We start from the raw sequence: 25,922 nt of genomic DNA, 5'->3' as shown, positions 1-25,922 counted from the left end.
GGTCCTCATGGCGTCTGACTCCCTCGTCATAGCTGAACCGGTTCAGCAGCAGTCACCGAACCCGTGTGTGGCAGCCACTGTGGATGACTAAAGCGCTATAGTCAACCCCGTGGCCACCAAGCGTCGAACGACGATCGCCGACATCGCCGCGCGGGCCGGCGTGTCCATCAGTGCGGTGTCGTTCGCGTTGAACGACCGCCCCGGCGTCTCCGACGAGACCCGTCGCCGCGTGCGCGAGATCGCCCGCGAGCTCGACTGGCAGCCGCACACCGCGGCCCGGGCGCTCGGCGGCGCGAAGGCCGGTTCCATCGGCTTCGTGCTGAACCGCCCGGCCCGGACCCTGGGCACGGAGTCGTTCTTCGGCGACCTGATCTCCGGCATCCAGCTCGGGCTCGCCGGCACGCACGTCGGCATGAACCTGCTCGTCGCGCGCGATGCCGAGGAAGAACTCGAGACCTACCGGGACTGGTGGCGCGGACACCGTGTCGACGGCGTGATCGTGATCGACCCTCGTCGCGACGACGCCCGGCTCGCCCTGCTCGCCGACCTCGGCATGCCCACCGTCGTCGTCGGCTCGCACCCCTCCCCCGACGGCGCCGCCCCCACGGTCTGGATCGACGACTCGGACGCCACCGACACCGTTCTGCGGTACCTGCACGCCCTCGGACACCGACGCATCGCGCACGTCGCCGGCCGGCCCGAGTTCGAGCACACCGCCATGCGCATGGACCGGCTCCGGGCGTTCGCTGCCGGCGAGGGGCTCGACGACACGGTCTCGGTGCCGACGGACTACTCGGCCGAGGCCGGCGCCAGCGCCACCCGCACCCTGCTGTCGAGGAGCATCCGACCGACCGCGATCGTCTACGACAACGACGTGCTCGCCGTCGCCGGGCTGGGCGTGGCGAGCGAGATGGGCGTCGCGGTGCCCGGCGACGTGTCGATCGTGTCCTTCGACGACTCGGCGATGATCCGGCTCGTCCGCCCGGCGATCACCTCGCTCACCCGCGACACCGTCGAGCTCGGACAGCGTGCGGCGACCCTGCTGCGCGCGCAGATCGACGCCAGCGCTCCGCTCCCCTCGCGCCCGGGCCCTTCGCTCACCCTGAGCGTCCGCGAGTCCACCGGCCGCGCCCCCGCCTGACCCGCTCCGGACGTCGGCGCCGACGACCCGCTCCCGCTCCCGCCGCTGATTCCGCGCGCTCAGGCGCCCGCCGTGCTCGCCGGTCCGGCTGCCGCTGCTCCCGCTCCCACCGCTCCCCCTCCCGCTCCCGCCGCTCCCCCTCCCGCTCCCGCCGCTCCCCCTCCCGCTCCCGCCGTTCTCCCTCCCGCTCCCGCTCCCGCTCCCGCTCCCGCCGCTCCCCCTCCCGAAGCGCGGCGCGGCTGCCTGCAACTGGCGCACGCACCGCACTGCACTGCACCGACGCGGGACGACGTGGTCTTCTCCGCGCCGTGACGGTTCTGGTTCACGAAACCCGAGGATCGTGAACCGGAACCGTCATCGACGCGGATCGGAACCTCCTTCCCCGCGGTCGACGGTCACCGGCGGGTCGTCGGGGGTCGGACCCGCTCGAGGGCTCGCCGCATGGACGACGTCGTGCTGAAGCCGAAGCGTGTCGCGACGTCGGACGGGCGGTCGCCACGGGTGAGTGCGCTGCGGACGGCGAGACTGCGGTACCAGCGGCCGAGCTGCGCGGGCGAGCATCCCGTTGCTGCGGCGCACCGGCGCTCGAGGGTGCGCTCCGACATGCGGACACCGACGAAGATGCCCTGCAGAGACGACGGACCAGCCGGATCGAACAGGCGGTCGAGGATCCGCGCGAGACCGTTGTCGCCGAGCATCGGGGGCGGGTTGTCGCGGAGCACCGTCGTGACGACGAGCCGGGCGAGGGCCTGCTGCTGCGCGCCGTGCCACCTCCCGCCGTCGAGGTGCCCGACGTGGCGGAGCGCGAGGCCGACGTCGGGCGAGGGAGCCCCGGGCGGACCGGTGGTCGCGACGGGTGGGAGTGCGAGGACCTCGTCGGCGAGCGGGCCGAGCGTTGCGGCTCCGAGGAGGACACCGGTCAGCGCGAAGAGTGCCTCGTGCGGGAACGCGTACGTCTCCGCGACGCGGGGCGGGCCGGAGCGCTCGGGGCCCGTGCCGATCGTGATCATCGCGTGCCCTTCGACGAGGGCGGCGGTGCCGGCGTCGACGATCGCGATGTCCTCTCCGTGCCGGACCCACACGGAGCGGGACCGCGTCGCCACCCAGACGTGGGTGCCCGTCGGTTCGACGTCGAGCGTCCACGCCTCGTCGTCGGACCGAACCTCGGTGCCCGGCCCGACTTGGAGCCCGACGGCGTCGATCAGTGCTCGGAGCGCATCAGCCATCCGACGAGCGTGATCCACGGGCAGGACGCGCGGGCGTGGATCGGGCGACCTGTGGAAGAGGGGGGATAACCCCACCCGGGGTGGGGAGAGGGCAGGATGGGGGAACGGCTCCGCGATCGCGAGGCTGGATGCATGACCGACACCGACCGCCTCGACCAGGCGCGAACCGTCCCGCTGGACGACGTCACGCCTTCGCCCGACCAGGCCCAGACCGTCCCGCTGGGCGGCTCCGTGCCCCCTGGAGCCACCAAGCCGATGCCCCAGTACCCGCGCCAGCACCAGCACGACACCCAGGACGACCGGCAGTCCCCGCCGGCGTCGTGGAGTGCCACCCCGCGGGTCGGGTCCGGGCCGGTCGGTGGTTCCGGTCGCGGTTCCGGCATGACCGCCGGGCAGTTCTACCGCGACGCGTGGAAGCGCCTGCCGCGGGACTTCGGCTACATGGCGCTCACCGCCGTGCTGCTCTGCACGCTGTACTTCGCGTTCCCGACGGCGATCTTCGGTGGCGGGTTCCGCGACCTCTTCAACCCCTTCGTCCTGCTCATGTTCTTCATCGCGCTGTTCGTGGCGCGGTGGCTCGGACAGTTCGAGAAGCTCCGCATGAGCTGGGCCGACCGACGCCCGATCCGCCCGGTGGACTGGACGCCCCGCTGGCAGCAGAACTGGTGGACCCGCACCGGCTCGGCCGTCGCCAACCCGCACTACTGGCTCTACCTGCTGCACGCCGCGGTCGTGTACCCGCTCGTCGCGGTCGTGACCGTCGGGACCGGTGCACTGCTGCTCGTCGGCTTCGCCTGGCCGATCGTCGTGGGCGGACTGTACTTCGCGAGCAACGTCCGGGTCGGCTACTTCCCGGACAGCGTCGGGTTCGTGACCGGCGTCGGCGCCCTCGGGCTGCTGTCGATGACCGCCTCGGTCGTGCTCTTCCCGCTCTGGGCCCGCGGGTCCGTCCTCGCGCACTACTGGGTCGACTTCGGCCTGCTGGGTGGCTTCCGTGCCGAGCAGCTCGAGCAGCGCGTCGCCGGCCTGCAGGCCTCCCGCGCCGGTGCCGTCACCGCCGAGGGGCAGGCTCTCCGCCAGATCGAGCGCGACCTGCACGACGGCCCGCAGCAGCGATTGGTGCGGCTCCGCATGGACCTGTCCGCCGCCGAGCGCGCCTTCGAGAAGGACCCCGAGAAGGCCAAGCAGCTCATCGGTGAGGCATCCGAGCACGCCCAGGACGCCCTCGACGAACTGCGCGCACTGTCACGCGGCTTCGCCCCGCCGATCCTGCTCGACCGCGGACTCGTCGCGGCGCTCGAGGCACTGGTCGCCCGCACCCCGATCCCGGTGGGCCTGGACGTCCGGCTACCCGAGGGCCTGGAGCTCGCCACGGAGATCCAGCGCAACGTGTACTTCACGGTGAGCGAGCTGCTGACGAACACCATGAAGCACGCCGGCGCCACCACCGCCGGGGTGTACCTCGGCCTGGTCGTCGACGCCTCGGGCCTCTGGTACCTGACGGTCAGCGTCACCGACGACGGCCGGGGTGGCGCACGACCGCAGCAGGGCCACGGGATCGAGGGCCTGATCGGCCGCATGCGGGCCCTCGACGGCGACCTGGTCGTCTCGAGCCCCGAGGGTGGCCCGACCGAGGCCACCGCCCGGATCCCCCTCGGTGCCCTGAACGGCGTCCCGACGGCGGCGAACCAGCGGCCGTGACCCCACGGGGGCGTCCGCGCTCCCACTAGGCTGGTCGGCATGACAGACGGCCCGGATGCAGCACGCATCCGGGCCGTCGTCGTCGACGACGCCGTCCTGCTGCGAGAGGGCCTGGCACGAGTGCTCGACGAGGCCGGCATCGACGTGATCGGGCAGTACTCCGACGCCCGGGCCTTCCTGGCGACGCTGCCCGAGGGTGCACCCGACGTCGTGGTGATGGACGTGCGGATGCCACCGACCTTCACCGACGAGGGTGTCCGCGCCGCCGTCGAGACCCGCCGGATCGCTCCACGGACGGGTGTGCTCCTGCTCTCCCAGTACGTCGAGGCCACCTACGCCGAGGACGTCCTCGCGGCCGGCGCGACCGGCATCGGCTACCTGCTCAAGGACCGCGTCACCCGGCTCGAGGAGATCGACGACGCCGTCCGCCGCATCGCCGCCGGGGGCACCGTGCTCGACCCCGAGGTCGTCACGCAGCTGATGAGCCGCCGCCGCGACCCGCTCGCAGCCCTGACCCCGCGCGAGCGTGACGTGCTCGGGCTGATGGCCGAGGGCCGCACGAACGCCGCGATCGCCCGCGCCCTGGTGATCGGTACCGGTGCCGTCGAGAAGCACGTGTCGAGCATCTTCGGCAAGCTCGCGCTCGAGGACACCGGAGAGGACCACCGCCGCGTCCTCGCCGTCCTCGCCTACCTCGGATGAACCAGGTCCCCGCACCCCTGCTGGCCCTCACCGCGATGGTGTCCGTCCAGCTCGGCGCCGCGATCGCGAAGACCCACTTCGACGACGTCGGCGCGGTCGGGGCCGCCACGCTCCGGCTCGTCATCGGTGCCGTCGTGCTCGCCCTGGTGGTCCGTCCCCGCGTCCGGCACTGGACGCGGGCGCAGTGGCTCGGTGCGGTCGGCCTCGGCCTGGCGCTCGGCGGCATGAACGTCTTCATCTACCTGTCGTTCGCGAGCATCCCGATCGGTGTCGCCGTGACGATCGAGTTCCTCGGGCCGCTCGCCCTGTCGCTCGTGCACACCCGGCGCTGGCGCGATGCCCTGTGGGCCGTGCTGGCGCTCGCGGGGGTCGTGCTGCTCGGCGTCGGCCCGACCGCGGTGACCGAGGTGGGCGGTGTCGTCTGGGCGGTCCTCGCCGCCGCGTGCTGGGCGGGCTACATCGTGATGAACCGGCACGTCGGAGCCGCGATCCCCGGCGTCGACGGGCTCGTCGTGTCGATGGTGGTCGCGATGCTCGTGTCGTTGCCGTTCGGGCTCCGCTCCGCGGTCGACGGCGTCGTGCACGAACCGACGCTCCTGCTCGTCTTCGGCGCCGTCGCCGTGCTGTCCAGCGTGCTGCCGTACGCCCTCGAGATGCTCGCGCTCCGCCGGATGCCGACACGGGTGTTCGGGGTGCTGCAGAGCCTCGGCCCGGCGATCGCCGCCCTGGCCGGTCTCGTCGTGCTGACCGAGGGGCTCTCGGTGCTCGAGACGGTCGCCCTGGCGTGCGTCACTGCCGCGAGCGTCGGCGTGACGCTGTCGGCCCGTCGCCGACGCGGCGGACCGGTGGGATGAACGAAGAGGAGGCCCGGATCACGTCCGCCGACGGCGGTGCGTGATCCGGGCCTCCTGAGAAGACCGTCTACTCGTCGCGCAGGAAGTCTGCGTACGTGGGTTCCGACTGCTCACCCGACAGGAGGGACGGATCGTTGATCCGCCGCTCGACGTAGGCACTGATGACCTCGGGCGGGGTGAGCACGTGGGCGACCCAGGACGGCACCGCTGCGTTCTTCATGGTGCCTCCTTCGTGGGTACGGGTCCGGATCGAATGCCTCGATCAGTGAGTTACTTGCTGAACCCGCGTTCGCTAAACCATCCTCGGGGTGCGGGTGGAAGTCAACGCAGTGCGTTCTGCGGACTCCGGTTCGCGCTGTCGCGGTCGGCACGGAGCGTGCGGTGCTTCACCGCTGAGCGCCACACCCATGCCTCGGCCTGCTGCCCGAACTGCGCCCACTCCACCAGCACGGCATCCCGGGTCCAGCTCTTCGCGAAGGCCTTCACCCGGACGTGGAAGGTCGGGAACTGGATCCACGCCCAGACCGGCTTCGGGGTGACGGCGTGGCACACGTCGCCGCCGCGGGCGTCCTCGGACAGGGAGTACGCGCGCGGACGCTCGACCTCCGGGTGTTCCGGGGGCTGCCACCGGTTCTCGCGACGCCGTCCCACGACGGTATTCGAACGTGTGTTCGAACGACAGTCAAGTCGACCGCGCCGTCTGGACGACGACCTGGCATCGGACGGGCGTGTCGTCGTCGGGCGGCGGGGCGGGGCGGACGGGCACGCGTTCCCGTGTCGTTGACGGTTCTGGTTCACGATCCCCGGGCGGCGCGAACCGGAACCGTCATCGCGCGGACACGAACGTCCGTCCCTCGCCGGGCGGAGAGGTGTTCCGCTGGCGGGGTCCCGGGGCATAGTGTGCGGGCATGCAGAGCAGCACGGGGGTACGGGTGGTGTCGGCGGCCGCGGTGGTGGCGGCGCTGGTGTTCGGAGCGGCCGGACTGGTCGGGACGGTCTGGTTGGCACCCTGGGACCTACCCCGCGGGCTGCTCCTCGGAGCCACGGTCGTCGGGGGCATCGCCGCCGTCGTCGTGCTCGTCGCCGCGGTGCGTGCTCGAGACCGCCGGGCGCTCACGTTCGCGGTGTCCGTGCTCGCGTTCGCGCTCGTGTCGCTGGTTCCCGGACTGTTGATCGACGTGTTCCTCGTCGTCGCGCAGGCGGCGCTCGTGGCCTTCGGCGTCGTCACCGTCCGGAGTGAAACGGGTGTGCAGCGGGCCTTCGGCTGGATCGTCACGGTGGCGGCTGCGGCGTGGTTCGTCACCGCACTGCTGTCGGAGACCGTGCTCCTCACGGCGCTCCCGCAGGAGTCGCTCGGTGTCGCCTTCGCGGTCCCGGGCCTGCTGCAGACCGTCGCCTACCTGGCCGCGGCCGTGCTCGTCGCCGTGCCGCTGCTGCGCCCGGTGGGCCGCGGGGCCGGCGTGCTGTGGGCCTCGGCCGAGGTGCGCTGACCCGGACTCTCGCCCGCCTCAGCCCGCGCGAGCGGCCAGGCGCTCGGAGCGTCGGCGTGCCTGCTCCGCGGGGTCCGGCACCGGGGCGGCCTGGATGAGCCGTCGTGTGTACGGGTCCTGTGGCGAGCGCAGGATGGCGTCGCGGGTGCCGTGTTCGGCGACCCGGCCGCCGTGCAGCACGACGACCCGGTCGCACAGGGTGTCGACCACGGCGAGGTCGTGCGTGACGAACAGGCACGCGAACCCGAGGCGCTCCTGCAGCTCGCGGAACACGTCGAGCACGCGGGCCTGCACCGACACGTCGAGTGCGCTCGTCGGCTCGTCGGCGATCAGGAGCGCGGGGTCGAGCGCCACCGCGCGGGCGATCGCGACGCGTTGCCGTTGGCCCCCGGAGAGTTCGTGCGGGTAACGCTCGGCGTACCCGCCGTCGAGACCGACGTCGGCGAGGAGTCGCTCGACACGCTCCTCGACCTGCGCCGCCGGCAGCCGGAGGATCTGACGGAGCGGCTCGGCGACGGTCTGCCCGACGGTGTACCGGGGGTTGAGCGACCGGAGCGGGTTCTGGAACACCACGCCGACGTGCTGGCGCATCTGCCGGCGGGCGGCTCGCCGTGCGCCGGCGACGTCGGTGCCGTCGACGACCACCGAGCCGGAGGTGATCGGCGCGAGGCCCACCGCGGCCCGGCCGATGGTGGTCTTGCCACTGCCGGACTCCCCCACCAGGCCGACGATCTCGCCACGGCCGACGGTGAACGACACGTCGTCGACGGCACGGAAGCGCCCGCGCAGGGCGCCGCCGTACTCGACCACGAGGTGCCGGACGTCCAGGACGGCGGCCGGGGGCGTCGTGGCGGAGCCGAGCCGGGCCTCCAGACCGGACCCGGTGCCCATGCGCGGGACCGCAGCGAGGAGTTCGCGCGTGTAGTCGGCGGACGGTGCGGCGAAGACCGCCTCGGCGGCGCCGGTCTCGACGACGCGTCCGCGGCGCATCACGACCACGCGGTCGGCGAGGTCCGCGACGACGCCCATGTCGTGGGTGATGAGCAGGATCGCGGTGCCGGTGCGCTCGCGCAGCGCGCGGAGGACGTCGAGCACCTCGGCCTGCACCGTGACGTCGAGGGCGGTCGTCGGCTCGTCCGCGATGAGCAGGTCCGGGTCGGCGGCGAGCGCCATCGCGATCATCACGCGCTGGGCCTGCCCGCCGGAGAGTTCGTGCGGGTACTGGCCCAGGCGGCGTTCGGGTTCGGGGACCTCCACGGCGCGGAGCAGCTCGAGCGAGCGCTCCCGGACGGCGGCGCGGTCGTGCTGGCCGTCGGTGCGTCGGACGGCCTCGGCGAGCTGGAACCCGATGGTGAACACCGGGTTCAGCGCCGCGGACGGGTCCTGGAAGATCATCGACACGCTGCGGCCCCGGACCGACCGGAGGGTGCGCTCGTCGGTGCCGATGACCTCGAGGTCGCCGAGCCGGATGCTCCCCGAGGCGCGCGCACCGTCGGGGGCGATGCCCATCGCGGTCATCGCGGTCATGCTCTTGCCGGAGCCGGACTCCCCCACGACCGCGACGACCTCACCCCGGGCCACGGTGAACGAGGCGTCGTCGACGGCGCGGACCACCTCGCCGTCGACGTCGAAGGTGACGGTGAGGTGCTCGACGGTCAGGACGTCGGTGGTGCCGCTCATGGGGTCTCCGGGGGGTCGGTGTCGTCGCGGGCGGCCTTGAAGGCCTCCCACTCCTCGAGCATCTTGCGGTGGTAGCCCTGCAGCCACTGCATGTAGTCGCGGCCGTTGAGCAGACGCTCGCGGACCTCGGCGTCCACATCGCCCGTGCCGGTGCGGCCGGCACCCTCGACGACGGCGAGCCCGCGGCCGATGATGTCGCGCTGCCGGTCGAGGTACTTCCGTTCGCTGGCGAGCCAGGAGCCCCAGACGTCGGCCTCGGCCCGGAAGTAGTGACTGCGCTCGCCGGGGACGATGTGGCGCTTCACGAACCCGGAGTCGACGAGCCGCCGCGTGGCCATCGACACCGACCCCGAGCTGGCGCCGAGCGCTGCCTGCAGGTCGGATGACGACGAGTGCGGTGCGCGGGTCATCATCAGGTAGCCGAGCACCCGGGCGTCGGTGAGGGGCATGCCCGCGCCGTCGTTGAGCATCAGGGCGAACTCCTCGACGAAGGCCTGGCGCTCCGGTCCGAGCAGCCGGTCGTCGGTCACGAGGCGAGCCCGGCGGCCACCTCGGGTCGCTCGTCCGGGATCGACCACGGCTCCTGCGACATGCCGCCACCGCCACGGATCGCCCGCACGGTGCCGTCCTCGTCGCGGGTGTAGGTGATGTCCTCGTCGACCGAGCCGAAGCGGTTGCCGTGGGTCATCCGCAGGGTGTCGGCGTCGACGACCTCGAGCCGGGTGGGGGTGTCCATCGGCTCGGCGCCGGACGGGTCGACCTCGACGAGCCGGTCACCGATCCGGGCGACGTCGGTGACGCCCCACGGGTTGGCGAAGCGTCCGGTGAACGTGGCGGTGTCGACGTCGTCGGGTACCGGGGTCCCCGGGGCGTCGGCGTCGGCCGCGGCGTCGAGCATGGCGATGACCGCGGTGGCGATGACCGTGGCGGGTCCGGCGGCGGCGCTGGTCAGCACGGACACGACGAGCCCGGATGCCGGGTCGAACATCGACTGGGTGATGTGCCCCGGGAATCCGCCCGAGTGGCCGCGGATCTCGCGCCCGCCGATCCGGTCGACGATGAACCCGGCACCGTAGCCGCGGGCCGCGGGGTCGTCGGTGGCGCTCCAGGCCTTCCGCTGCGCGAGGCGCTTGGAGTGGTCGTCGAGCAGGGTGCCCTGCCCGATCACGTGCTGCGAGAAGTAGCGGACCAGGTCGGACGCGGTGCCGTGGAAGCCGGTGGCGGCGGCCATCGCGCGGGTGTCGACGTGGTCGATGCGCTGCCGGTGCCGGGCGGTGTGGAAGCCGGTGTACCCGACCACGAAGTCGTCGGCGCGTGCGGGGTCCCAGTCGGGGCCGGTGTTCCGCAAGCCGAGGGGTTCGGTGATCGACTCGCGCACGAAGTCGTTGTACGACTGCCCGGACACCGCGGCGATGACCAGGCCGAGCAGGGAGTAGCCGAGGTTCGAGTAGTTGAACGACGAGCCGGTCGGCACCTTCTGGCCCCGGTCGAGCACGAGCGCCAGGAGTTCCTGCTCGTCGGGGAACGGGCGGAGCAGGGACCAGTAGTCGCCGTCGTGTCCGTCGCGGATGACGCCGGCGCCCATCTCCATGAGCTCGCGCAGGGTGGCGTCGGCGAGCGGCGAGCCGCCGTCGACCAGTGCCGGGACGTACGTGCCGACGGTGTCGTCGAGCCGGAGCGACCCGCGCTCGGCGAGCTGCAGCAGGGCCGTCGCGGTGAAGGTCTTCGAGTGCGAGGCGATGCGGAACAGGTCGGTGGTGGTCAGCCGGCGCCCAGCCTCGACGTCGGCGTAGCCCCAGGACTCGTCGAACAGGACCTCGCCGCCGAAGCCGACGGCGACCTGCACGCCGGGCACCCGCAGCTGCCACACCTTGTACGACACCCACTCACGGATGTAGGGCAGGGTCTTCCGGTACGCGGAGAGGGTGTCGGTCACGGTGGTCCTTTCGAAGGGCGGTGGTTCGAGTCTGGCGCGTCGGTCGCGACGGTGCCCGCCGCGACGCGGCGTGTGCCGTGCCGGTCAGCGCCGACGTGGGTCGAGCGCGGCGCGCAGCGTGTCGCCGAGCGCGATGACGGCGAGCACGGTCACGGCGAGGAACGCCGCCGGGGCGATGAGCATGTGCGGGGCCCGGAGGAACTGCGACGTCGCCGCGGACAGCTGCAGCCCCCACGAGATCGCCGGACGCTCCAGCCCGATGCCGAGGTAGGTCAGCGACGACTCGGACACGATGACCCCGCCGACGGTGATGGTGGCGAGCACGAGCAGTGGCGAGATCGACGACGGCAACACGTACCGGGTGGTGATCCGCCACGTCGACAGCCCCATCGTCCGGGCGGCGAGCACGAACTCGGCGCCCCGGACGCTGCGGACGCTCGACCGCACGAGCCGGGCCATCGTCGGCCACCCGAACAGGGCGAGCACGAGCGACACGGTGAGCACCGACCGCTCCCCCACGCTGTTCAGCACGACGACGGCGCCGAGCAGGAACGGGAACCCGAGGAACACGTCGGTGAGCCGGGCGAGGACGGCGTCCACCCACCCGCCGACCATGCCCGCGACGGTCCCGACGACGACCGCGACCATGCCGGCGAGCAGGGTCGTGAGCACCGCGACGGCGATCGACGACCGGGTGCCCCAGACGACGTTCGCGTACACGTCGCAGCCCTGCAGGTCGAAGCCGAACGGGTGCCCGGCGGTCGGTGACGCCCCGCTCCGGCCGAGGTCGCACACCCGGGGGTCGCCGTGGCCGAACAGGCCGGCGAACAGCTGCGGGAACGCCGCGATGAGCAGGACCACCACGAGCACCGACGCGGGCACCCAGAACCCCGGCGTCCGTGCGGCGGCGAGCAGTGGCCGGCGCCGGACCCCGACGACGGGTTCGACGGTGGCGCCGAGGGCTTCGGTGGTCATCGGGAGGCTCCTGTCCGGACGCGCGGGTCGAGGGCGGCGTGCAGCAGGTCGACGAGCACGCTCGTGACGAGGAACACCAGGATGAGGGCGGTCGAGATGCCGACGACGACGGCGCCCTCGTGCGAGCGGATGCCCTGGAACAGCAGGTTCCCGACGCCCGGCAGGTTGAAGATGCCCTCGATGATGACGGTGCCGCCCATCAGGTACCCGAGGTCGGTCGCCAGGTAGGTGGCGGTGGGGATGAGCGAGTTCCGCAGCACGTGCACACCCACGATCCGGCCCGGCGTGAGCCCCTTGGCGCGGGCCGTCCGCACGTAGTCGGCGTCGAGTGTCTCGATCATCGACGTCCGGGTGAGCCGGGACACCGCGGCCAGGCCGAACAGGGCGATCACGAACGCCGGCAGGACGTACGCGGTCGGCCACCCGGCGGTGACCCCCGCGACCGGGAACCAGTGCAGCCGCACCGAGAACACCAGCTGCAGGGCCACGCCGAGCACGAACACGGGGACCGCCCCGACGACGATCGTGCCGACGAGCACCGTCTTGTCGAGCACGGTGCCGCGCCTGAGCGCCGAGACCACGCCGAGCCCGATGCCGAGGACGATCTCGAGCGCCCAGGCGCTCAGCGCCAGCGTGATCGTCACGGGCCACCGCGAGGCCATCTGCTCACCCACGGACTGCCCGTTGAAGTCGGTGCCGAAGTCACCCCGGAACAGGCCGCCCAGGTACTGCACGTACTGCAGCCACAGCGGCTGGTCCAGGTGGTACTCGGCCCGCAGCGCCCGCACGACCGAGTCGGTGAGGGGGCGCTCACCGCCGAGCGCCTTGATGGGGTCGCCGGGCAGCGCGAACGTCATCGCGTAGATGAGGAAGGTCACCCCGAGGAACACGATGACCAGGCCGCCGAGTCGGCGACCGACGGCGAGCGTCGGACGCATCACGCGCCTCCCGACACGGCCGCCGACACCGGACGGGAGGCGCGGGTCGGGTCCGCCACGTGCGCCGCGCAGGCGAGGATCGCCCCGTACTGCACGCCCACGAGCTTCCCCACCGGGATCGGCTGCGCACCCGCCGACGCGTCCGCCTGCCAGTGCGCGTACCGCTCGGCCAGGCGGTCGCGGAGCCGCCGGAGCGGCGCGGACGCCGTACCGGCGGTCGTCTCCGCCTCGACGGCGCGCAGGAGCATGCCGCCGTAGCGCAGGCGGAAGCAGCGGACGAGGTCCTCGCAGCCGAAGCGCTCCGCGACGGTGGCCGTCCGGTCGGCCGGTTCCCGCTCGGCCCGGCGGCGGTCGGTGTCCGCGATCCCGGCGAGCATCGGGACGAACGCTCGGGAGGCCTCGACGAACGGGGACGGGATCGAGAGCATCGGCGATGCCTCGTCGAGGAACGCCTGCAGTTCCGCACCCGAGGCACCGAGGTCGTCCGCGCACCGACGGAGCAGGTCGGCGTACGACTCGTCGGTCGGGGTCTGGTCGTCGGCGTCGGGGTGGCTCCAGTACGGCAGCTCGGCCACCATGCAGAGGGCGCCGTGCCGCATCGCCCACGCCGCGCTCGACCCACCGTGGATGTGCTCGCCTGGGTCGACGCCGAGCTCCTCGAGGTAGGCGTACGCCGTCTCGATACCGTCCATCGCGAACACCGCCGGGGCGAGTTCCCGCAGGTACGGGGACTCCGGCTCCCCGGTGTCGAGCGGCAGCCCGAGTGCGGCCGGCACCGCGTGCAGGGTGTCGACGACGGCGGGCAGGTCCTCGGACAGGTAGTAGTAGACGCCGCCCATCTCGCCGTTGTGCAGGCTCACGAGCAGGTCCGGCTCGGTGTCGTCGATGAGCCGCATGAACGCGAGCGTCTCGGGCAGCACCTGGTCGAAGTACACCGACTTGTAGCTGTTCGGGAACGTCCACTCGACCTGGCTGTCCGGGGCCGGCCGGTAGAAGTGCCGCGAGTAGAACACGCGGTCGTGCGGGTCGTGGAACCACGCCTCGTTGAGCCGCATGCCGTCCGGATCGATCGTCGGGACGATGTGCCAGGTGACGTCGAGCCCGGCCACCCGCTCGTCACCGAGGGCCGTCTCAGCGAGGTGCAGCGCCGTCCACGAACCGATCGGCTCGTTCGGGTGCACCCCGCCGACCACGACGGCCACGTGCGACCCGGTGCCGATGCGGTAGCTGTGCAGGGGTTCGCCGAGGCGGCTCGTGCCGATCCGGGTGACCGTGACCCGGTCGGGGTGCGCCGCGGCGAGCGCGGCGAACCGGGCGTGCAGGTCGTCGACGAGCGGGAAGCCGTCGCGGTCGGGGACGTCGCGGACCAGGTCGAGGACGGTGTGCTGCTCCATGCCCCGCCCTACTTCACGGCGATCTGCGCGATCACGGGGCTGCCCGCCACCGCCGGCAGCTTCGCGATCTTGTCGCTCGTGACGTACGAGTACTTGTCGAAGAAGGTCGGGACGATCGGGAAGTCCTGCAGGACGGCCTCCTGCGTCTTCGTGTAGTACCCGTTCGCCTCGTCCTGGGACCCGGCGGAGTCGGCCTTCGCGAGCAGCGAGTCGACGTCGTCGGACTGGTAGTAGCCGGTGCACGGGGAGCAGCCACCGGCCGTGGTGAACAGCGCACGGAGCGTGTTCTGCTGGCTGATGTACAGCGCGCCCCAGTGGCCGAAGTGCGGGCCGGCGACGGTCTTGTCGGTGAGCTCTGAGTAGTAGGACGCCCAGTCGGTGGTGGCCTTCGCCTCGGCGTCGACGCCCAGGTTCTGCCGGATCTGGTTGGCGTACGCCTCGTACAGGGAGTCGAGGCCGGTGCCGCCCGGGTAGACGAGCGTCATGGTGCCGTCGAACCCGCCGGCGCTGGCGAGGAGCTTCTTCGCCGCTGCCGGGTCGAACTCGCAGGCGTCGCCGCAGATGCCCTCCTCGGTGCCGGACATCGACGGCGGGGTGAGTGCGGTGGCCGGGTCGTACAGGCCGCCGTAGATCGCGTCGTTGACCTCGTCACGGTCGATCGACATCGAGATCGCGCGGCGCACGTCGGGGTCGGAGTACCGGTCGTCCCACAGCGGGAACCCGAGGTAGTCGATGCCGGGGGCGTCGAAGGAGTGCAGGCGGTCGCCGAAGTCGGCCTTCGCGCTCGTCATCTTGTCGGTCGGCAGGAACAGCACGTCGGCGTTGCCGGCCAGGACGTCGGTGTACGCGGTGTTCATGTCGGAGTAGCTGCGGAAGGTCACCTCGTCGGTGGCGGGCTTCGTGCCCTCGTAGTCCTTCCAGGCCGTGACGGTGAACTCCTGGTCCGCCTTCCACGCCTTCGTCATCTCGTACGGGCCGTTGCCGATCGGCTTCTTGTCGTACGCCTTCAGGTCGTCGTAGGCGGCCTCGGGCATCGGGTAGAACGCCGTCTGGGCCTGGCTGAGCTGCAGGGGGAACTGGCTGTCCGCGTGGGTGAGCGTGACCGTGAAGGTGTCCTTGCCGGTGACCTTCAGCCCCGACATCTCCTTGGTCTTCGGGGTGCCCTTCGCCGGGTTGAGGTCCGTGTACCCGACGATCCCGGCGAGCTGACCGCTGTTCTCCCACGCGTTCGGGCCGTAGGCGACGTGGTTCCAGGCCTTCACGTAGCTCTCCGGCGTCACGGCCTCGCCGTTCTGGAACGTCCAGCCGTCCCGCAGCGTGATCGTCCACGTGGTGGCGTCGTCGCTCTCGACGCTCTTCGCCGCCACGTCCTGCAGGTCACCGTCGGCGTCGGTCTGGGTCAGCGGCGCGAAGACGCTCATCACCTGGTCGAAGGCCACGGTCTGCCGGCCAGGGGTCAGGTGGTCGGGTTCGCCGGTCGCGTAGACCAGGCTCGAGGGAGCGTCGTCGTCGGCCGCGCCGCCCGCCGAACAGCCGGTCGCCACCAGTGCCAAGGTTGCCGCCGCGGCCAGCGCGGCGATCGTCCTGCGTCGCATGATCTCTCCTCGATCGGGTGCGGCCGGATCCCTGCCCGGTCGTCGTGGTGGGAAAGCTAGGACGGTTCGAATCCCGACCACAAGACTTCTTTCAATGCGCTCTGAGAGTTTTACCGCGCAGAAACACTGACGAAACGACACCCGTCGCGCGACCGGGCCCGTTGTGCCACGCTCGGAACATGCGCCACACACCGCACTTCCTGATGACCGACGTCGACGAGGTCCGACGCCTCATCACCGGGAACCCGTGGGCGACGATCGTGTCGCACACCGCGGCCGGGCTGGTGGCGTCGCACTACCCGGTGCTGCTCGAGACCCCCGGCCCCGACGACGACCCGGACGCCCTCGTCCTGGTGTCCCACGTCGGCCGCCCCGACGAGGTCGCCCACGAACTCGGACGGCACGAAGTCCTCGTCGTGTTCCAGGGTCCACACGGCTACGTCTCCCCCGCCTGGTACCCGCCGGAGCAGTTCGTGCCGACCTGGAACCACGTCACCGCCCACGTCTGGGGCACCCCCGAGATCCTGTCCGACGACGAGAACTTCCGGGTGCTCGGCGAACTCGTCGACCACTTCGAGCGGGTCATGCCCGCGCCCGTGTCGTTGCAGATCGACGAGGAAACCGCTCGCCGAATGGCCAAGGGCACCGTCGGCATCCGGATCCGCGTCACCCGGTTCGACGCCCGCGCCAAGCTCTCGCAGAACAAGGCCCCCGAGGTCATCGACCGCATCGTCGCCGGGCTGCGGGGCGACGGCCCCTACGCGTCGCCGGCGCTCGCCGACGAGGTCGAGCGGGTCCGGCCCGTCCCGTCCCCGGCGAACGGCCTGGAGGCGTCGTGACGGACATCCTGCTCCGCACCGTCCGACGTGTGGGCACCTCCGGAGCCCCTGCCGACGTCCGCATCGTCGACGGGCGCGTCACCGAGATCGCACCGACCGGCACCCTCGACCCCACGAGTGTCGACACCGACGTGGTCGAGGCCGCCGGTGCCTGGCTCGGCCCGGGGCTCCGCGACCACCACACGCACTTCGACCAGTGGGCACTCGTCCGTCGCCGTGTCGACGTCACCGGCTGCGACTCCGCCGAGGCGACCGCCGACCTGCTCGCCGCCGTCGCCCGGGCGGGCGTGGCGGACCGCGTCCTGGTCGGACACGGCTACCGCGACGGGATGTGGCCGCGCCCGGCACGACGCGAGCTGCTCGACCAGGCCGCACCGGGCCTCCCGGTCGTCGTGATCAGCGCGGACCTGCACGCGGTGTGGTGCAACGCGCTCGCGCTCGCGCACTTCTCGGCTGCTGTCGGCCGCCCGCTCGGGGCGGGCGAGGACGGGGTCCTGCGCGAGCAGGACGCGTTCGACGTGACCGGTGCGCTGTCGCAGGTGCCGGACGACCTGCTCGACGCCTACGTTGCGGACGCTGCCGAGGCCGCGGCGGCCCGCGGGGTGACGGGCGTGGTCGACCTCGAGATGCGCTTCGGGCTCGACCGCTGGCGCCGCCGGATCCACGCCGGCACCGACGCGATCCGGGTCGCGTCCGGGGTGTACCCGGCCGAGCTCGACGAGGCCATCGCCCGGGGACTGCGCACCGGCGACGTGGTCGACGGCACGCGGGGCCTGCTCACGATGGGGCCGTTCAAGGTGGTCACGGACGGGTCGCTCGGCACCCGGACCGCCGCCATGACCGACGGCTCGGGTGTGCTCGCCTGGCCGTTCGAGGACCTCGTCGCGATCACCCGCCGTGCCGTCGACGCCGGACTCGTCCCCGCGATCCACGCGATCGGCGACCGGGCGAACACGCTGGCCCTCGACGTCTTCGAGACCGTCGGGACCCGCGGCACGATCGAGCACGCGCAGTTGCTCGTCGACACCGACGTCGACCGGTTCGCCCGGCTCGGGGTCGCCGCGTCCGTGCAGCCCGAACACGCCATGGACGACCGGGACATCGCCGACCGGCACTGGGCCGGGCACACCGACCGGGCGTTCGCCTTCGCGTCGCTCGCACGGGCCGGAGCGCGCCTGCTGCTCGGCTCGGACGCGCCGGTGGCGCCGCTCGACCCGTGGGTGTCGATGGCGGCGGCCGTCGGGCGGGACCGCGACGGGCGAGACCCGTGGCACCCGGCCGAACGGCTCTCGGCACTCGTCGCGTGGCAGGGGTCGACCGACGGGCGCGTCGGGGTGTCCGTCGGCGACGTGGCGGACCTGGTGCTCGTCGAGTCCGACCCGCTGGCGTCCTCGTCCGCCGCACTGCGCGGCATGCGGGTTCTGGGGACGGCCGTCGCCGGACGGTTCACGTACCGGGAGCTGTGAGCAGGAGGGCGGGCGGCTGCGTCTGTGCCCCGTGGACTACTTCTGGTCCTTCGGGCACCAGTAGAGCTTCCGGCCGGCCATGTCGGCCATCCGGATCTCGGTGCCGCAGACCCGGCACGGCTCGCCCTGCCGGTGGTACACCCAGTGGCGGTCCTTGCGGGAGCGCAGGGCCTTCTTGTGGTCGGCCTCGGACAGGTCGTCCATCGTCATCATCAGGCCGTCGCGGACGCCGTCGTGCAACAGCTTCGACCAGTCGGCCCAGAGCGCCTTGGCCTGCTTGACGGTGATCTTCTTGCCCGGCTTGTACGGGTCGATGCGCTGCCGGAACAGCAGCTCGGCGCGGTAGATGTTGCCGATGCCGGCCACGACGGACTGGTCCATGAGCAGCTGCCCGATCGCGACGTTCCGACGGCGGACGTTGTCGACGAAGGTCTTCTCGGCTTCGGGCCCGTCGTCGTTCATCGGGTCGGGGCCGAGCTTGTCGAGCGCACGCTGCACCTCGGCCGGGGTCTCCACGACACACGCGGTCGGGCCACGGAGGTCGGCGACGGTGTCCTCGGTGAGGATCCGCACCCGGACCTGGCCGACGGGGTCCGGCGGGAAGGACTCGATCGGGTCCTCCGCCTTCTCCTGCTCGGCCATCCGGTAGCGGGCGAGCCGCGGTGCGCCGATCGAGCTGAGCGACTCTTCGCGGTCGTCGTCGTCGGACAGTGCCTCGGCGGTGGAGATCACGCCCGCGAAGTCCCACGCCCCGTACAGGCCGAGGTGGACGCGGAGGAACAGGTCGCCCTCGAACTCCAGGAACATCTGCTTCGCCACCGCACGCGCGGCGATCATCCGCTTGCCGTCGAGCTGCGCGGCCCCGGCGGCGAAGCGCCCCTGGGGGCTCGACACCTCGCAGCGCTTGCCGACGAAGTGCCGGGTGAACTGGTTGGCGATGCGGTGGACGGAGTGACCCTCGGGCATGACTACCGTTCTACCCGGTACCCCTGACGAGCCGGGCTACGCGTCGATCTGGCGGCCGGCGATCAGCCCGGTGGTCTCGTACTCGGCCAGCTGGGCGATGCGGCGGGCGTGGCGCTCTTCGCCCGAGAACGGCTCGGCGATGAACAGGTCGACGAACCGGATCGCCTCGTCCTCGGTGTGCTGGCGCGCACCGATGGAGATGACGTTGGCGTCGTTGTGCTGACGGGCGAGCAGGGCGGTCGACTCGTTCCAGACGAGCGCGGCGCGGATGCCCTCGACCTTGTTGGCGGCGATCTGCTCGCCGTTGCCGGAACCGCCGAAGACGACGCCGAGGGCCTGGACACCGGCGCGCTGGTCCTGCACCACGGCGTGCGCGGCGTTGATGCAGAACGAGGGGTAGTCGTCGAGCGCGTCGTACTCGGTCGGACCGTGGTCCACCACCTCGTGCCCGGCTTCGGTCAGGTGGGTTGCGAGGGTCTTGTTGAACTCGAGGCCGGCGTGGTCCGTTCCGAGGTGGATGCGCATGGAACCGATCCTATTCCTGCGGCTCCGGGGCCCGGACCACGACGGACTACGGTGCGCGGACCACCACCACGAGGTACCGGGTGGGGTCCTCGCCCGGGTTGCGGTAGACGACGTCGGCGGGGTCGCCGAGCTCGATCCGGTCCCCCGCCGCCAGACGCGTCGGCTCGCCGCCGACGACGACCTCGAGCACGCCCTCGACGACCCAGATGCAGTGCCGCAGGAACGCGTAGGCGGACGCCGGGTAGGCCACCTCGCGGCCGGCCGGGAGGCGCACCTCGGTGACGTCAGCGGGGAACGCCGCGCTCGAGACCGGACGGCGGCGGTACCCGGTGTCGGGATCGGTCCAGGAATCGGCGGTCGCGCCCCGTTGCACCCCGCGCGCCTCGTCGGGATCCGTCACCCTGGGCACCTCGTGCTCCAGGGCATCGTCGAGGAGCTGCGAGATCGTCAGGCCGAAGGCACCGGACAGGCGACCGAGGATCGTCGCGGTGGGGCTGGAAACTCCGCGTTCGACCCGGTTGATCATCGCGCGGGAGACGCCGGACTCCTCGGCGAGCTCGGTGAGGCTCCACTTCCGCTCGGTGCGGAGGCGCTGGAGGCGTTCACCGAGCGCCCGCTGCTCGGCGACCGAGGTGTCGTCGGCGCCGGTTGCGGGATCGGCGTGCGCGTCGTCTACGATGTGAGACATGACGACAGCATATGCGACGAACGGGGTCGTGATCCGCGACTGCACCCCGACCGACCTCGACGTCGTGCACGCCCTGCACGTCGATGCCGTCCTGCACTCCACCGCCATCTGGCAGGACACCCCGCACCCGCGTGCGTACTTCGACGGGTGGCTCGCCGAGCGGCAGGGCGGCGGGTACCCGGTGGTCGTGGCCGAGGTCGACGGCACCGTGGCCGGCTACGCCACGTACTCGCAGTGGCGGCCGCACCAGGGGTACCGGCTGACCGTCGAGCACAGCGTCTACGTGGTCGAGGCGTTCCGCGGCCGGGGCATCGCGACGACCCTGATGGCCGAGCTGGTCGCGCGGGCCACCGCCGAGGGCCGGCACGTCATGATGGCCGGGATTTGCAGCACCAACACGGGGTCGATCGCCCTGCACGAACGCCTCGGGTTCACCACGGTCGCGGTCGTGCCCGAGGTCGGACGCAAGTTCGACCGCTGGCTCGACCTGACGCTCATGCGCCTGCCGCTCGTCTGACGCGACGGGCGGGGCGGGCGCACCACGGGCCTCCCGGCCGCCCGTCGACGAACGGGACCTGGTTCCGGACACGGAACCACGCGATCCCGCGGTGCTGTGTCCGGAACCTGGTTCCGGAACGTCAGTCGGTGGTGTCGAAGATCGGGCCGACGGTGCGCGAGCGCTTGAGCTCGAAGAAGCCGGGGTACTTCGCGACGGCGACGACGCCGTCCCACAGGTCGAGCGCTTCCTGGCCCTTGGGCGCCGGGGAGATGACCGGCCCGAAGAACGCGGTGCCCTCGACGGCGATGACCGGCGTGCCGACGTCCTGTCCGACGCGGTCAATGCCGTCCTGGTGGCTGGCGCGCACGGCGGCGTCGACCTCGTCCGTCCAGGCGTACTCGAGCAGGTCGGCGTCGAGGCCGAGCTCGGCGAGCACGGCGGGGACGACCTGTTCCGGGTCGGACTCCTGGCGGTGGTGGATGTGCTCGCCGAGGGCGTCGTACAGCGGCTTCACGACGTCCTGCCCGAGCCGGAGCCTCGCCGCCGTGACGATGCGCGGGTAGACCTGGCCGGCGTGCAGGCGCTCCTTGTAGCTCTCCGGCACGTCCTGGTCCTCGTTGAGGACGAACAGGCTCATCACGTTCCAGGTCACGTCGAGGTCGCGGTGCTCGGCGACCTCACCCACCCAGCGGCTCGTCATCCAGGCCCAGGGGCAGTTCGGGTCGAACCAGAACTCCACGGCGGTGCGCGCGGTGGTGGGGTCGGTCGGGTTGTCCACAGTCGTCTCGGTCACGATCCGAGCGTACGCGGCGTCGCTAGGCTGGAACCCATCGTCCCGCCGGCGCACGACGCCGTCCGGGGCCCCGTACGCGGACACCGATCGTCCGCGTCCCCAGCGAAGATGGAGCGTTGCGTGCCCGGAGAGAACCTCACCCGAATCGAAGCCCAGGAGCGCGCGGCCGTCGTCGCCGTGCAGACGTACGACGTCGAGCTCGACCTGACCCGCGGCGCCGACAGCTTCGGCAGCACCACGCGGGTGCGCTTCACCGCCACCGCCGGCGCATCGACCTTCATCGACGCCATCACGAAGACCGTGCACTCGATCACGCTGAACGGTTCGGCGCTCGACGTCGCCGCGGTGAACGACGGCGTGCGCATCCAGCTCGACGACCTGCAGGAGCAGAACGAGCTCGTGGTCGTCAGCGACGCGCTGTACACGAACACCGGTGAAGGCCTGCACCGCTTCGTCGACCCGGTGGACGACGAGGTGTACCTGTACTCCCAGTTCGAGGTCCCGGACTCCCGCCGCATGTTCGCGGTGTTCGAGCAGCCCGACCTGAAGGCCGAGTTCTCCTTCACCGTGACGGCGCCGTCACGGTGGCAGGTCGTCTCGAACTCCCCCACGCCGGAGCCGCACGTCGACGGCGACGTCGCGACCTGGGCCTTCCCGCCCACCGCGCGCATCTCGAGCTACATCACCGCGCTCGTCGCCGGCCCGTACGAGGTCGTGCGCGACGAGCTGACCAGCCGCGACGGCCGGACGATCCCCCTCGGTGTGTTCGCGCGCAAGTCGCTCGCTTCGTACCTCGACCCCGAGTACGTGTTCGACATCACGAAGAAGGGCTTCGCGTACTTCGAGGAGAAGTTCGACGTCGCCTACCCCTTCGACAAGTACGACCAGCTGTTCGTGCCGGAGTTCAACGCCGGTGCGATGGAGAACGCCGGCGCGGTCACCTTCACCGAGACCTACGTGTTCCGGTCGAAGGTCACCGACGCCATCAAGGAGCGCCGGGTCGTCACGATCCTGCACGAGCTCGCCCACATGTGGTTCGGCGACCTGGTCACCATGAAGTGGTGGAACGACCTGTGGCTCAACGAGTCCTTCGCCGAGTGGGCCTCCACGATCGCCACGGCTGAAGCCACCGAGTGGACCGAGGCCTGGACCACGTTCCAGGCGATGGAGAAGTCCTGGGCCTACCGCCAGGACCAGCTCCCCTCGACGCACCCGATCGTCGCGACGATCAACGACCTCGAGGACGTCCAGGTCAACTTCGACGGCATCACCTACGCGAAGGGCGGCTCGGTCCTCAAGCAGCTCGTCGCCTGGGTCGGCATCGACGCGTTCTTCGCCGGTGTCTCCGCGTACTTCAAGAAGCACCACCACTCGAACACCGAGCTCCGCGACCTGCTCGTCGAGCTCGAGGCGACGAGCGGCCGTGAGCTGACCGAGTGGTCGAAGCTCTGGCTCGAGACCGCGGGCGTCAACACCCTGCGTCCCGAGATCGAGACCGACGAGTCCGGCGTCATCACGTCGTTCACCGTCCTGCAGGAAGCCCCGGCCGACTACCCGACGCTGCGCCCGCACCGTCTGGCGATCGGCGTGTACGCCTTCCGGAACGACGAGTCCGCGCCGTTCGGTGCCGACACGGCCTCCGCCGGCGGCAAGCTCGAGCGGGTCCACCGCGTCGAGATCGACGTCGACGGTGCCCGCACCGAGGTGCCCGAGCTCGTCGGCGTCCAGCGCGGCGACCTCGTGCTGCTGAACGACGACGACCTGGCCTACGCCAAGATCCGTCTCGACGAGCACTCCCGGCGCACCGCCATCGAGCACCTCGCGTCGATCGCGAACCCGCTCGCCCGCTCGATCGTCTGGGGTTCCGTGTGGGACGCCACGCGCGACGCCGAGTCCCCGGCCAGCGACTACGTCCGCCTCGTGCTGGGCAACATCGCGACCGAGACCGAGTCGACGACCATCCGCACGACGCTCTCGCAGCTGCTGCTCACCGCACGCAACTACGTGGCACCGGGCTCGGTCGAGGCCACGGTCCGCACCGTCGGCGACACGCTCTGGCAGCTCGCGTCCTCGGCTGAGGCCGGCTCGGACGCGCAGTTCCAGTTCGTGAAGTTCTTCGCGCAGGTCCCATCCACGCCCGAGCACGTCGCGACCCTGCAGGGCCTCCGCGACGGATCGGTCACCCTGCAGGGCCTCGAGATCGACACCGACCTGCGCTGGGAGCTGCTCGAGGGCCTCGTGCTCGCGGGCGCTGCAGACAACGCCGAGATCGACGCCGAGCTCGCCGCGGACAAGACCGCGTCAGGCGAGCAGGCCGCGGCCCGCGCCCGGGCGACGATCCCCACGGCCGAGGGCAAGCTGGCGGCGTTCTCGTCGCTGGTCGACTCGTCCGAGCTGCCGAACGCCATCGTGCGCCAGACCACGGTCGGGTTCCAGCACGTGAACAGCCCGGTGCTGCTCGAGGGCCTCGTGCCGAAGTACTTCGAGGTGCTCACGCGCATCTGGGCCGAGCGCAGCTACCACATGGCGGACACCATCGTCTCGGGCCTCTACCCGGCGCCGCTCGCGTCGGCCGAGCTCCGTGACGCCGCCGCCGCGTGGCTCGAGGAGCACCCGGAGACGCCGGCGCTGCGCCGCATCGTGTCCGAGAGCCTCGCGGGCACCGAGCGCGCACTCCGGGTCCAGGCCGCCGACGCCTGACCCCTGCTCTGATCCGGCGGGGTCTTGGTGTTCCTCCAGGGATGCCGAGGCCCCGCCGCTTAGCATCGACCGGATATGAACTTGGCTGCAACGACCGAAGACACGTCCAAACTGGTCTCGAACGCGTTCACGGACTTCGTCGACACCTGGCAGGCACCGATCACGATCGTCATCACGATCATCGCCGCGATCATCCTCCGGCTGATCCTGCGCCGGATGATCAAGCAGGTCGTCGACCGGATCGTGAACGGCGTCAAGAAGCGCCAGGGAGCCGCTGACACCCAGGCCCTCATCGCGTCGCCCGTGCAGACAGCTCGGGTCGTCCAGCGCACCCGGACGCTCGGCAGCGTCCTCGAGAACCTCGCCACCGTCGTCGTGGTCGCGATCGCACTCGTCATCATCGCCACTGCTGTGTGGAAGGGCGCCGCGGTCGGCATCGTCGGCGGTGCATCGCTCGTCGCAGCCGGCCTCGCCGTCGGCGCCCAGTCCATCGTGAAGGACCTGCTGTCCGGCATCTTCATGATCCTCGAGGACCAGGCCGGCGTCGGTGACGTCGTCGACACCGGTCAGGCCACCGGCGTCGTCGAGAACGTCGGGCTGCGCGTCATGCAGATCCGCGACGTGAACGGCATCCTGTGGTTCGTGCCGAACGGCCAGATCCTGCGCGTCGGCAACCTGTCGCAGGGCTGGTCGCGCGTGCTCGTCGACATCACCGTGCCCTACGACACCGACATCGACGCCGTGCAGGACGCCCTGCTCAAGGCCGCCGTCACGATGTCGCAGGAGTCCCGCTGGCGGCAGCGGATCGTCGAGAAGCCCGAGATCTGGGGGCTGCAGTCGATCACCGACGCCGGCATGGTCTTCCGCCTGGTCGTGAAGACCCGGGCGTCCGAACTCGACGTCGTCGGTCGGGAGCTCCGCACCCGCCTGAAGCACGCGGTCGACGAACTCGGCATCACCCTGCCGGCGATGGCGATGATCATGCCCGAGGGCTGGGAGAACGCCACCTCGATCAACGGCCTGCGCACCGTCCGGACCCAGCCGACGCCGGCCCCCACGAAGCCCCGGCGCACCAAGCGCAACATCCTCGGGCAGCCGATCCGCACCGACGACCCCGACAGCGGGAAGGACCCCCGATGACCGACCCCACACCCCCGGGCGGCACGGGCGCGCCCGGAGCACGCGGCTCGCTCGGCATGCCCGGCGCCCCCGGCATGCCCGGCTCGGTCGGCGTCCCGGCGCAGCCGATCACCCTGCGCGTCGGGGAGCACGGCGCCTCGGCCACCGGGTCGCTGTACGAGCGGATCGGCGGCGCACCGACATTCGACCGGCTCGTCCGGCGCTTCTACGAGGGCGTGCAGCAGGACGAGGTCATCTGGCCGATGTACCCGGCCGACGACCTCGAGGGTGCGATCTGGCGCCTCTCCGCCTTCCTGCAGCAGTACTGGGGCGGCCCGGGCACCTACAGCGAGCAGCGCGGCCACCCCCGCCTGCGGATGCGGCACAACCCGTTCCGCATCACGTCCGAGGCCCGGGAACGCTGGCTCCACCACATGCACGAGGCGGTCGAGTCACTCGAGCTCGCGCCCCTCGATGAAGCCGAGCTCTGGGGCTACCTCGACCGCGCTGCCCACGCGATGACGAACACCTTCGACTGACCCGCGCGGCACACGCCGTCGTGTCGTCGAGACGCCGCCGAATCCGGCGGCGTCTCGACGCTCCCGCGGCGTCTTCCGCTGACGCCGGCGTGCAGTGATCGTCGCGAGCGGCGGACGGGAGGCCCGTGGCGGCGGCGCCACGGGCCTCCCGTCCGC

General features: G+C 71.6%; 25 protein-coding genes. 11 read left to right on the top strand and 14 right to left on the bottom strand.

The annotated features are described in order from the left end of the window. The first annotated feature begins 109 nt into the window (after positions 1–109). Entirely contained in the window at positions 110–1,141 is a 1,032-nt protein-coding gene (locus tag DEJ11_RS05210) for a LacI family DNA-binding transcriptional regulator (protein WP_111102880.1), read from the top strand. A gap of 395 nt (positions 1,142–1,536) precedes the next feature. Here DEJ11_RS05210 and DEJ11_RS05205 read toward each other — a convergent pair whose 3' ends face one another. Next, the gene (locus tag DEJ11_RS05205; protein ID WP_111104507.1) at positions 1,537–2,367 is read right to left on the bottom strand and encodes an AraC family transcriptional regulator; all 831 of its coding nucleotides are present in this window, start codon (positions 2,365–2,367) and stop codon (positions 1,537–1,539) included. 132 nt (positions 2,368–2,499) lie between these two features. Between DEJ11_RS05205 and DEJ11_RS05200 the strand changes: the two genes are divergently transcribed. The 3 genes from DEJ11_RS05200 to DEJ11_RS05190 are packed head-to-tail and all read left to right on the top strand — an operon-like array spanning position 2,500 to position 5,624. Next, on the top strand, positions 2,500–4,068 hold the full coding sequence (locus tag DEJ11_RS05200; protein ID WP_111104509.1) for a sensor histidine kinase: 1,569 nt from the start codon (positions 2,500–2,502) through the stop codon (positions 4,066–4,068). A 39-nt stretch (positions 4,069–4,107) separates the two neighbouring features. Beyond that, positions 4,108–4,770, top strand: coding sequence for a response regulator transcription factor (locus tag DEJ11_RS05195; protein WP_027464682.1), 663 nt, complete (start codon positions 4,108–4,110; stop codon positions 4,768–4,770). After that, positions 4,767–5,624 carry an EamA family transporter gene (locus DEJ11_RS05190; protein WP_111104512.1) on the top strand — a complete coding sequence of 286 codons (858 nt, stop codon included), beginning with the start codon at positions 4,767–4,769 and terminating at the stop codon, positions 5,622–5,624. Before DEJ11_RS05195 ends, DEJ11_RS05190 begins: the two co-directional genes overlap by 4 nt. 67 nt (positions 5,625–5,691) lie before the next feature. Here the strand turns inward: DEJ11_RS05190 and DEJ11_RS05185 are convergent, their stop codons facing one another. Beyond that, the gene (locus DEJ11_RS05185) at positions 5,692–5,844 is read right to left on the bottom strand and encodes a hypothetical protein (protein ID WP_163343414.1); all 153 of its coding nucleotides are present in this window, start codon (positions 5,842–5,844) and stop codon (positions 5,692–5,694) included. Between the two features lie 101 nt (positions 5,845–5,945). Continuing rightward, on the bottom strand, positions 5,946–6,275 hold the full coding sequence (locus tag DEJ11_RS05180; RefSeq protein ID WP_035807629.1) for a hypothetical protein: 330 nt from the start codon (positions 6,273–6,275) through the stop codon (positions 5,946–5,948). A gap of 257 nt (positions 6,276–6,532) precedes the next feature. Between DEJ11_RS05180 and DEJ11_RS05175 the strand changes: the two genes are divergently transcribed. Beyond that, positions 6,533–7,114 carry a hypothetical protein gene (locus DEJ11_RS05175; RefSeq protein ID WP_146250092.1) on the top strand — a complete coding sequence of 194 codons (582 nt, stop codon included), beginning with the start codon at positions 6,533–6,535 and terminating at the stop codon, positions 7,112–7,114. Positions 7,115–7,132: 18 nt separating this feature from the next. Here the strand turns inward: DEJ11_RS05175 and DEJ11_RS05170 are convergent, their stop codons facing one another. From DEJ11_RS05170 to DEJ11_RS05140, 7 genes are all read right to left on the bottom strand, one after another. Then, a complete protein-coding gene (locus DEJ11_RS05170; RefSeq protein ID WP_111104518.1) occupies positions 7,133–8,794 on the bottom strand; it encodes a dipeptide ABC transporter ATP-binding protein in 1,662 nt (553 codons plus the stop codon). Then, positions 8,791–9,324, bottom strand: a complete 534-nt coding sequence (locus DEJ11_RS05165) for a GbsR/MarR family transcriptional regulator (protein ID WP_231495614.1) — start codon at positions 9,322–9,324, stop codon at positions 8,791–8,793. Before DEJ11_RS05165 ends, DEJ11_RS05170 begins: the two co-directional genes overlap by 4 nt. Continuing rightward, positions 9,321–10,730 (bottom strand): serine hydrolase, encoded by a 1,410-nt coding sequence (locus DEJ11_RS05160; RefSeq protein ID WP_258375505.1) that lies wholly within the window; start codon positions 10,728–10,730, stop codon positions 9,321–9,323. The genes DEJ11_RS05165 and DEJ11_RS05160 overlap by 4 nt, the downstream gene beginning before the upstream one ends. Positions 10,731–10,814: 84 nt before the next feature. Further along, positions 10,815–11,705 carry an ABC transporter permease gene (locus tag DEJ11_RS05155; protein ID WP_071246671.1) on the bottom strand — a complete coding sequence of 297 codons (891 nt, stop codon included), beginning with the start codon at positions 11,703–11,705 and terminating at the stop codon, positions 10,815–10,817. Next, positions 11,702–12,643, bottom strand: coding sequence for an ABC transporter permease (locus tag DEJ11_RS05150; protein ID WP_111104524.1), 942 nt, complete (start codon positions 12,641–12,643; stop codon positions 11,702–11,704). Before DEJ11_RS05150 ends, DEJ11_RS05155 begins: the two co-directional genes overlap by 4 nt. Then, positions 12,643–14,037, bottom strand: coding sequence for a M14 family zinc carboxypeptidase (locus DEJ11_RS05145; RefSeq protein ID WP_111104528.1), 1,395 nt, complete (start codon positions 14,035–14,037; stop codon positions 12,643–12,645). The genes DEJ11_RS05150 and DEJ11_RS05145 overlap by 1 nt, the downstream gene beginning before the upstream one ends. 8 nt (positions 14,038–14,045) lie before the next feature. Further along, positions 14,046–15,632 (bottom strand): peptide ABC transporter substrate-binding protein, encoded by a 1,587-nt coding sequence (locus DEJ11_RS05140; RefSeq protein ID WP_258375506.1) that lies wholly within the window; start codon positions 15,630–15,632, stop codon positions 14,046–14,048. A gap of 179 nt (positions 15,633–15,811) precedes the next feature. Between DEJ11_RS05140 and DEJ11_RS05135 the strand changes: the two genes are divergently transcribed. After that, the gene (locus DEJ11_RS05135) at positions 15,812–16,471 is read left to right on the top strand and encodes an FMN-binding negative transcriptional regulator (RefSeq protein WP_111104531.1); all 660 of its coding nucleotides are present in this window, start codon (positions 15,812–15,814) and stop codon (positions 16,469–16,471) included. Continuing rightward, positions 16,468–17,937 (top strand): amidohydrolase, encoded by a 1,470-nt coding sequence (locus DEJ11_RS05130; protein WP_111104534.1) that lies wholly within the window; start codon positions 16,468–16,470, stop codon positions 17,935–17,937. The genes DEJ11_RS05135 and DEJ11_RS05130 overlap by 4 nt, the downstream gene beginning before the upstream one ends. A 36-nt stretch (positions 17,938–17,973) precedes the next feature. Here DEJ11_RS05130 and DEJ11_RS05125 read toward each other — a convergent pair whose 3' ends face one another. From DEJ11_RS05125 to DEJ11_RS05115, 3 genes are read right to left on the bottom strand one after another with little or no spacing between them, the layout of a single operon-like run. Then, positions 17,974–18,903: an Fpg/Nei family DNA glycosylase gene (locus tag DEJ11_RS05125; protein WP_071246661.1), complete on the bottom strand. Its 930-nt coding sequence runs from the start codon at positions 18,901–18,903 to the stop codon at positions 17,974–17,976. Between the two features lie 36 nt (positions 18,904–18,939). Next, positions 18,940–19,428 carry a ribose-5-phosphate isomerase gene (locus DEJ11_RS05120; RefSeq protein ID WP_027464669.1) on the bottom strand — a complete coding sequence of 163 codons (489 nt, stop codon included), beginning with the start codon at positions 19,426–19,428 and terminating at the stop codon, positions 18,940–18,942. A 46-nt stretch (positions 19,429–19,474) separates the two neighbouring features. Next, positions 19,475–20,116, bottom strand: a complete 642-nt coding sequence (locus tag DEJ11_RS05115) for a helix-turn-helix domain-containing protein (protein WP_111054847.1) — start codon at positions 20,114–20,116, stop codon at positions 19,475–19,477. On the opposite strand from DEJ11_RS05115, the gene DEJ11_RS05110 reads away from it, so the two are divergent. Then, positions 20,115–20,633 (top strand): GNAT family N-acetyltransferase, encoded by a 519-nt coding sequence (locus DEJ11_RS05110; protein ID WP_111030558.1) that lies wholly within the window; start codon positions 20,115–20,117, stop codon positions 20,631–20,633. The genes DEJ11_RS05115 and DEJ11_RS05110 overlap by 2 nt on opposite strands. Before the next feature lie 121 nt (positions 20,634–20,754). Here DEJ11_RS05110 and DEJ11_RS05105 read toward each other — a convergent pair whose 3' ends face one another. Beyond that, positions 20,755–21,315, bottom strand: coding sequence for a mycothiol-dependent nitroreductase Rv2466c family protein (locus DEJ11_RS05105; protein ID WP_244993485.1), 561 nt, complete (start codon positions 21,313–21,315; stop codon positions 20,755–20,757). 213 nt (positions 21,316–21,528) lie between these two features. Between DEJ11_RS05105 and pepN the strand changes: the two genes are divergently transcribed. From pepN to DEJ11_RS05090, 3 genes are all read left to right on the top strand, one after another. After that, a complete protein-coding gene (pepN, locus tag DEJ11_RS05100; RefSeq protein ID WP_111039296.1) occupies positions 21,529–24,108 on the top strand; it encodes an aminopeptidase N in 2,580 nt (859 codons plus the stop codon). A gap of 75 nt (positions 24,109–24,183) precedes the next feature. Then, entirely contained in the window at positions 24,184–25,248 is a 1,065-nt protein-coding gene (locus DEJ11_RS05095; RefSeq protein ID WP_111057866.1) for a mechanosensitive ion channel family protein, read from the top strand. A 56-nt stretch (positions 25,249–25,304) separates the two neighbouring features. Next, positions 25,305–25,766, top strand: a complete 462-nt coding sequence (locus tag DEJ11_RS05090; protein WP_241660472.1) for a globin — start codon at positions 25,305–25,307, stop codon at positions 25,764–25,766. The last annotated feature ends 156 nt before the right edge of the window (positions 25,767–25,922 follow it).

The sequence above is a fragment of the Curtobacterium sp. MCLR17_058 genome (assembly GCF_003234705.2).
In the GTDB taxonomy this organism is placed as follows: Bacteria; Actinomycetota; Actinomycetes; order Actinomycetales; family Microbacteriaceae; genus Curtobacterium; species Curtobacterium flaccumfaciens.
This window is presented reverse-complemented; position numbering and strand designations above follow the sequence as displayed.

Coding starts and splice junctions, on each gene's coding strand:
- DEJ11_RS05125 (WP_071246661.1), bottom strand. CDS start 18,903: ATGCCCGAGGGTCACTCCGTCCACCGCATCGCCAACCAGTTCACCCGG.
- DEJ11_RS05095 (WP_111057866.1), top strand. CDS start 24,184: ATGAACTTGGCTGCAACGACCGAAGACACGTCCAAACTGGTCTCGAAC.
- DEJ11_RS05150 (WP_111104524.1), bottom strand. CDS start 12,643: ATGCGTCCGACGCTCGCCGTCGGTCGCCGACTCGGCGGCCTGGTCATC.
- DEJ11_RS05115 (WP_111054847.1), bottom strand. CDS start 20,116: ATGTCTCACATCGTAGACGACGCGCACGCCGATCCCGCAACCGGCGCC.
- DEJ11_RS05145 (WP_111104528.1), bottom strand. CDS start 14,037: ATGGAGCAGCACACCGTCCTCGACCTGGTCCGCGACGTCCCCGACCGC.
- DEJ11_RS05105 (WP_244993485.1), bottom strand. CDS start 21,315: ATGACGAGCCGCTGGGTGGGTGAGGTCGCCGAGCACCGCGACCTCGAC.
- DEJ11_RS05135 (WP_111104531.1), top strand. CDS start 15,812: ATGCGCCACACACCGCACTTCCTGATGACCGACGTCGACGAGGTCCGA.
- DEJ11_RS05185 (WP_163343414.1), bottom strand. CDS start 5,844: ATGAAGAACGCAGCGGTGCCGTCCTGGGTCGCCCACGTGCTCACCCCG.
- DEJ11_RS05140 (WP_258375506.1), bottom strand. CDS start 15,632: ATGCGACGCAGGACGATCGCCGCGCTGGCCGCGGCGGCAACCTTGGCA.
- DEJ11_RS05120 (WP_027464669.1), bottom strand. CDS start 19,428: ATGCGCATCCACCTCGGAACGGACCACGCCGGCCTCGAGTTCAACAAG.
- DEJ11_RS05195 (WP_027464682.1), top strand. CDS start 4,108: ATGACAGACGGCCCGGATGCAGCACGCATCCGGGCCGTCGTCGTCGAC.
- DEJ11_RS05205 (WP_111104507.1), bottom strand. CDS start 2,367: ATGGCTGATGCGCTCCGAGCACTGATCGACGCCGTCGGGCTCCAAGTC.
- DEJ11_RS05190 (WP_111104512.1), top strand. CDS start 4,767: ATGAACCAGGTCCCCGCACCCCTGCTGGCCCTCACCGCGATGGTGTCC.
- DEJ11_RS05175 (WP_146250092.1), top strand. CDS start 6,533: ATGCAGAGCAGCACGGGGGTACGGGTGGTGTCGGCGGCCGCGGTGGTG.
- DEJ11_RS05110 (WP_111030558.1), top strand. CDS start 20,115: ATGACGACAGCATATGCGACGAACGGGGTCGTGATCCGCGACTGCACC.
- DEJ11_RS05090 (WP_241660472.1), top strand. CDS start 25,305: ATGCCCGGCGCCCCCGGCATGCCCGGCTCGGTCGGCGTCCCGGCGCAG.
- DEJ11_RS05155 (WP_071246671.1), bottom strand. CDS start 11,705: ATGACCACCGAAGCCCTCGGCGCCACCGTCGAACCCGTCGTCGGGGTC.
- DEJ11_RS05200 (WP_111104509.1), top strand. CDS start 2,500: ATGACCGACACCGACCGCCTCGACCAGGCGCGAACCGTCCCGCTGGAC.
- DEJ11_RS05170 (WP_111104518.1), bottom strand. CDS start 8,794: ATGAGCGGCACCACCGACGTCCTGACCGTCGAGCACCTCACCGTCACC.